We start from the raw sequence: 5,930 nt of genomic DNA on the forward strand, positions 1-5,930 counted from the left end.
CAATAATTTCTAAAATAATGAGACCTTTTTGAGAACATTCTTGAGAAGAACTATCGTGTATACCAAGCCTTGTTTTTATTTCACATCCAGAACTAGTTAAGACTTCTTGAATTTTTACAGCACAAGCTTTTCTTTGTTCAACTGACAAAATTAAAATGTTGGCCATGTTAGAGTTCTCCTTCATTAAGGGTCTTTCTAAAACCCTTACATTTTTATCTTGTTGTATTGTCAAAAATCCACACTAATTTATACGCAAGTCGGCCAGAGAAACTATATGCCTAATTTTTTATATCAAGCAGCTCACTTATTGTAACTATTTCATAGCCTTTGTTTTTAATATCATCTATAAAAGTATCCAAGAACGATAGTACTTTCTCGTTTCTAAATAAATCGTGCATTAAAAATATTGCTCCGTCTGTTATAGCATTTTTATATTTTAAATACATTTCATATGCAGGGATATCTTTCCAATCTGTACCGAAAGACCAGTTAATTACATAATATCCCAACTTCTCTGCCACTTCTATAGAATCTTTTTTTGCATAGCCGTGAGGAAATCTAACCAGATACGTCTTTACTCCTAAAGCATTTTTTATTATAGATTCAGTCTTTAAAATTTCTTGCTCCATTTTTAAAGCTTTATCTTCATTTTTGTACGCGTAAAAGTTTATGTGTCCATACGTATGATTAGCAATTTCGTGTCCTGCATTTAAAACTACTTTTGCAAGTCCAGGATTATCTATTATGCTTACCCCTAACATAAAAAATGTAGCTCTAACTTCTTGTTTTTTCAAAATCTCTAATATTTTTTCTGTAGCTTTACCAGGTCCATCGTCAAAAGTTAAAGCAACTTTTTTGAAAGATTTAGGTCCATCAGCATAAAAAGTTTTTGCTTGCATAAGAGATAAGCTAATTAAGCAAATACATAATGTTAATAATAATTTTTTCATTTTGACCATACAACAAACTCAGCCAGTAAAGTTAACATACCGGCATTTATTATCTGCATCCAAAAATTGTCGTTTAATTTCCAAGGAATAGCTTCTGTAAATGTTGCTATAATGGCTCCTAAAAATGCAAACTGAAAATTAAATATAAATAAACCAACTATAAAACACACCACAAAGCAAGCTGCACTGCCTTCCAAACTTTTGCCAAACAATATTTTATGTTTGCCAAAAGCCCTTCCTACTAATGCAGCTGCAGCATCTGCGAAAACTAAATATAAAAGACTGGCAAAAACCATATATTTATTTGAAAATATCAATATAGTAATGAGTCCGCCTAAAAGTGTCCAAACTAGCCCACTCATTTTATCTGCTTCTTGTTGTCTATAAAAACCTTTTAAATTATCTTTAAAAAAATTATTGAGACTTGGCACTTTAAATCTCAAAACTTCTAGAAATATAACTATTGTTATAGCTATAGCTAAGCCCCAAACAACTATATTTTTTGGTAAATACCAATAACCTAATATATATATAAGGCACATTAAGTGTACAAATTTTCTTTTTATTTCGTCTTTTGGAATGAGACCCATATATCTATTACTCCATAATAAATAAATTTATATATAGCAATTATATTTTTAAAATATTCTACAAAAATACTTTTTATACTTATCCCGTTTAAAAATACCAATGATAAAATTACAGCAAAGACTATGAAATTTATAAAAAGGATTATAACATAAGAAAAAAAAGTTCCATACACTTTTAAGTCTGACTGCTCTATGCCAAGCACATACACTGTAAGAGCTATATGGAAAGCTATTGATATTCCTACAAAAAAAAGAAAATAGTTATAAAATGGTTTTACGTAAAAAAAACATCCGCATAAAAAGTACACAACAACTATAATAATTGTGTATATGGGAAAAAAGTAAGGAGCCAATGTTATACATAAATTATCTTTATTTAAAACAACATTTCCAGAATCTTTGCCAGCATTAAATTTTTTTACTTTGGCACCACTCAAAATTCCAGCAATTGCATGAGATAGTTCATGCCCAAAAACATATAGTCTCATTGGTTTGTATAGTACAACTTGAAATACAATATAAACTAAAATCCCTAACCAAAATGAAATAAACTCATTCCCAGAATTTATCACAAATAGAAAAAGGTTTTTAAAGAAAGTATGCCCCATTGAGCCTATTGTCGGGATTAACAAAAATGCAAAAATATTTCTTATAAATTTCATTTTTACACTAAAATTCGGGATGACGAAACTAAAATATAAATTCGCCATCCCGAAGATAATTTAACTTTTTTCCTTAATTATATTATTTTACTTCTTCATCCTTTGTTTTCATATCTGTGAAAGATTTTACTACAAACACAATAGAAATTACAAAAAATATTGCGGCAAGAATAATGCTTAAAGACCCCTCTTTATTAAGACCCATTGCAAGTTCTAAAGCTAAAAGACCAAAAAGAGTTGTAAATTTAATAATAGGGTTCATGGCTACAGAAGAGGTATCTTTAAAAGGATCTCCAACTGTGTCGCCTACAACAGTAGCTTTGTGAAGTTCTGTGCCTTTTTCGCGTAGATCAACTTCAACATATTTCTTTGCATTATCCCAAGCACCTCCTGCATTTGCCATAAATATTGCTTGGAAAAGACCAAACAAAGCTATAGAGATAAGATACCCTATAAAAAAGTAAGGTTCAATAAAAGCAAACGCTAATGTTGTAAAGAAAACAACCATAAACAAATTTATCATGCCTTTTTGAGCATATTTTGTGCATATCTCTACAACTTTTTTAGAATCTTGTGTAGAAGCTTTTTGAGCACTACCATCAAGTTTAATGTTATTTTTAATAAACTCTACAGCTTTGTACGCTCCGCTTGTTACAGCGTGATTAGATGCACCTGTAAACCAATAAATTATTGCTCCACCTGAAATTAAGCCAAGTAAAAAAGGAGCGTGTATTAAAGATAAATTCTCTAGACCTGTGGTGAGCTTATCTGTAAGCATAACAATTGTAGAGAAAATCATCGTTGTAGCACCTACCACTGCTGTTCCTATAAGAACAGGTTTTGCTGTGGCTTTGAATGTATTTCCAGCGCCATCATTTTCTTCAAGCAGCAATTTAGATTTTTCAAAAGTTGGTTTAAATCCAAATCCTTTTTCAATTTCTTTATCTACATTAGGAATATTTTCTATTAGTGAAAGTTCATAAACAGACTGAGCATTATCTGTAACAGGGCCATAAGAATCGACCGCGATTGTTACAGGGCCCATTCCTAAGAAGCCAAAGGCAACCAGACCAAAAGCAAATACTGCAGGAGCAATCATTATATCGCCAATACTCAAAGAACTTATCAAATAAGCTATAGCCATAAGAATAATAATTGCTATACCCATCCAATAAGCACTAAAATTTCCTGCTGTAAGACCTGCAAGAACATTAAGAGAAGAGCCTCCATGCCTTGAAGAATTGACTACATTTTGTACAAAAGAACTTTTTACAGACGTAAAAATTTTTACAACTTCAGGAATTATAGCACCTGCTATTGTTCCACAACTAATTATAAGAGATAGCTTCCACCAAAGTGAGCCTTCTCCCAAATCCCCAATAACAAAATTAGAAACAATAAATGTTAAAGCTATAGAAACTATTGAGGTTATCCATACCAAAGAAGTTAAAGGTGCTTCAAAATTCATTTTGTCTGCAAGTAAATATTTAGTTTTTGCAAATAAAGCATTAATCCCATAAGAAAGGGCACTGGAAACAAGCATTATTAAACGCATTACAAAAATCCATACCAAAAGTTTAATTTGCAAAATAGGGTCGCTAACTGCAAGCACTATAAAAGTCACAAGAGCTACTCCTGTAACTCCGTAAGTTTCAAATCCGTCTGCTGTAGGACCTACAGAATCACCAGCGTTGTCGCCTGTACAATCTGCAATAACACCCGGGTTTCTTGCGTCATCTTCTTTAATATTAAAAACAATTTTCATCAAATCTGAACCTATATCTGCAATTTTTGTAAAAATTCCACCTGCAATTCTCAATACTGAAGCACCTAAAGACTCTCCTACTGCAAAACCTATAAAGCAAGGTCCTGCAAGATCTGAAGGAATAAAAAGAAGAATGATAAGCATTATTAAAAGCTCTATGCTAATTAAAAGCATGCCAATACTCATACCTGCGCGAAGAGGAATTGCATATAGAGGGAAAGGCTTACCCTTTAAACTAGCAAACGCTGTCCTAGAATTTGCAAATGTATTAATTCTCATTCCAAACCAAGCTACGGTATAACTGCCAAGAATACCAACAATGCTGCACAAAACAATTGTTGCAACTTTAAGCGAGGAAAAATGTTCTAAAAATCCAAAATATACAATTATTATGACTGCAAGTAAAACTTCTAAAATAATAATAAACTTACCCTGGGTTATAAGATAAATTTTACAGGTTTCGTATATGAGTTCTGAAATAGACTGCATCGACTTATGTACAGGGAGATTTTTTATACCCAAAAAATGATAAATTCCAAAACATAGTCCAAAAACACAAACCAAAAAACCAAACATCAAAAGAGATTTACCATTAACTAAATCGCCAAAAAAACTCACCAAAGACAAATCCGGGATAATTAAATCTGCTTCACTTGCCAAAGCCTGCTTTACAAATACGCCCAACATAGTAAAGCCTGTCGCAATTTTTCTCCACGTTAAAACTCTGCTTAACATAATAACTCCTAGCTTGTTTTTTTATTTTACTACTATATATTTAGTTATTAAACTTCTATTTTTAAGTTGTTTGATTAATTTTTCAATGCTTTTTCTTTTTTCTTGACTTTTCTCCACACTTCTTCTACATCTTTAATAGTTTTTGCTTTACAATTACCGAAAACATGAGGATGTCTTCTTATAAGCTTCTTATTTAAATTTTCTATCACACTAGCAATATCAAATTTTTTATTTTCTTTTGCTATCTGGGAATGAAATACAACTTGCAGCAAAATATCGCCAAGTTCTTCTTCTAAATTTCGCATGTCTTGTTTTTCTACAGCTTTTTTTAATTCTCTGCTTTCAGAAAATAAATGTTTTATTAAAGATTCATGCGTCTGCTCTTTGTCCCACACACATCCATCTTTCGAACGCAACTTAACAAAAATAGTAACTAATTTATCAAATTCTTTTAAATATCTTTTCATGATTTACAGAGTATACTATTTCTTAAAGATTTCTTGCAAGATTTCAGCTTTTTTATCCATATAAACATATGGATAACTTGCCTAAAGTCTTTTGCAAAATTTAGAAACTAAATCCCTTTTTTAAAACCATAGCTTTTAAACGCGCTCAAATTTACAGATTATTTCTTTCATTCACACTAGAGTTTTTAGACAACTCCTTAGATATGTTTATCATGTACGTACTACATTATACATCTTTAATATGACTTTTCTTAGTATCTAGTTATAACAACACTCAAAGGAAATTAGTTTCTAATTTATACACCTTCCATCCTTTTTTAAGGAAAAATGTCCTATACTAAATGAGTCCATTTGATTTATGATTAATCTTTTCTTTATAAGGTGTTCATGAAGCAACTCTTCTTTTGCTCAAATTATTAATATCACTAATAGTCCTAATTATGACATCTCTGGTAATAGTACTATTACTGACTCTACTGATTCTAATTATGGAAGAATAGATGCTTATTCTTCCCCTTGGCTTTCTTCTAACTTTAATGTCTCTTCTAATAACTCTCTTGTTATTCATTCTACTATGCCAAGTTACAACAACATCTACGGCTCTGTTAATTTCCCTTTTGCTTCTTCTTCTGTTTCATATGACCAATCCAATGTCCTTCTTAAAGATTTCATTGAATGTTCTTCTAATTCTATTACCATTTATAATGATTTAAATCGCTCTTACATCATAGGCTCTTTTTCTTTGTTAAGTAATGCTATTT

At 31.1% G+C, this 5,930-nt stretch carries 6 protein-coding genes; 1 reads left to right on the top strand and 5 read right to left on the bottom strand.

Features of this window, described 5'->3' with window-relative positions; translation table 11 throughout:
• Positions 1 to 278 precede the first annotated feature (278 nt).
• From LBD57_RS02725 to LBD57_RS02745, 5 genes are all read right to left on the bottom strand, one after another.
• The gene (locus tag LBD57_RS02725; RefSeq protein ID WP_373469809.1) at positions 279 to 950 is read right to left on the bottom strand and encodes a polysaccharide deacetylase family protein; all 672 of its coding nucleotides are present in this window, start codon (positions 948 to 950) and stop codon (positions 279 to 281) included.
• Positions 947 to 1,540, bottom strand: coding sequence for a diacylglycerol/polyprenol kinase family protein (locus tag LBD57_RS02730; RefSeq protein WP_373469810.1), 594 nt, complete (start codon positions 1,538 to 1,540; stop codon positions 947 to 949). The genes LBD57_RS02725 and LBD57_RS02730 overlap by 4 nt, the downstream gene beginning before the upstream one ends.
• Positions 1,513 to 2,202 (bottom strand): M50 family metallopeptidase, encoded by a 690-nt coding sequence (locus LBD57_RS02735; RefSeq protein ID WP_373469811.1) that lies wholly within the window; start codon positions 2,200 to 2,202, stop codon positions 1,513 to 1,515. The genes LBD57_RS02730 and LBD57_RS02735 overlap by 28 nt, the downstream gene beginning before the upstream one ends.
• An 82-nt stretch (positions 2,203 to 2,284) precedes the next feature.
• Positions 2,285 to 4,654 (bottom strand): sodium-translocating pyrophosphatase, encoded by a 2,370-nt coding sequence (locus LBD57_RS02740; protein ID WP_373469814.1) that lies wholly within the window; start codon positions 4,652 to 4,654, stop codon positions 2,285 to 2,287.
• A gap of 122 nt (positions 4,655 to 4,776) precedes the next feature.
• Positions 4,777 to 5,169 (bottom strand): MazG nucleotide pyrophosphohydrolase domain-containing protein, encoded by a 393-nt coding sequence (locus LBD57_RS02745; RefSeq protein WP_373469812.1) that lies wholly within the window; start codon positions 5,167 to 5,169, stop codon positions 4,777 to 4,779.
• 574 nt (positions 5,170 to 5,743) lie between these two features.
• Here LBD57_RS02745 and LBD57_RS02750 point away from each other — a divergent pair.
• Positions 5,744 to 5,930 (top strand): hypothetical protein (locus LBD57_RS02750; protein WP_373469813.1); only part of this gene is annotated, 187 nt, incomplete at its 3' end.

Source organism: Candidatus Endomicrobiellum cubanum, assembly GCF_031278955.1.
GTDB lineage: Bacteria > Elusimicrobiota > Endomicrobiia > Endomicrobiales > Endomicrobiaceae > Endomicrobiellum > Endomicrobiellum cubanum.

Excerpts from the sequence above, each read along its gene's own strand:
- LBD57_RS02725 (WP_373469809.1), bottom strand. The coding sequence starts at position 950 with ATGAAAAAATTATTATTAACATTATGTATTTGCTTAATTAGCTTATCT.
- LBD57_RS02730 (WP_373469810.1), bottom strand. The coding sequence starts at position 1,540 with ATGGGTCTCATTCCAAAAGACGAAATAAAAAGAAAATTTGTACACTTA.
- LBD57_RS02735 (WP_373469811.1), bottom strand. The coding sequence starts at position 2,202 with ATGAAATTTATAAGAAATATTTTTGCATTTTTGTTAATCCCGACAATA.
- LBD57_RS02740 (WP_373469814.1), bottom strand. The coding sequence starts at position 4,654 with ATGTTGGGCGTATTTGTAAAGCAGGCTTTGGCAAGTGAAGCAGATTTA.
- LBD57_RS02745 (WP_373469812.1), bottom strand. The coding sequence starts at position 5,169 with ATGAAAAGATATTTAAAAGAATTTGATAAATTAGTTACTATTTTTGTT.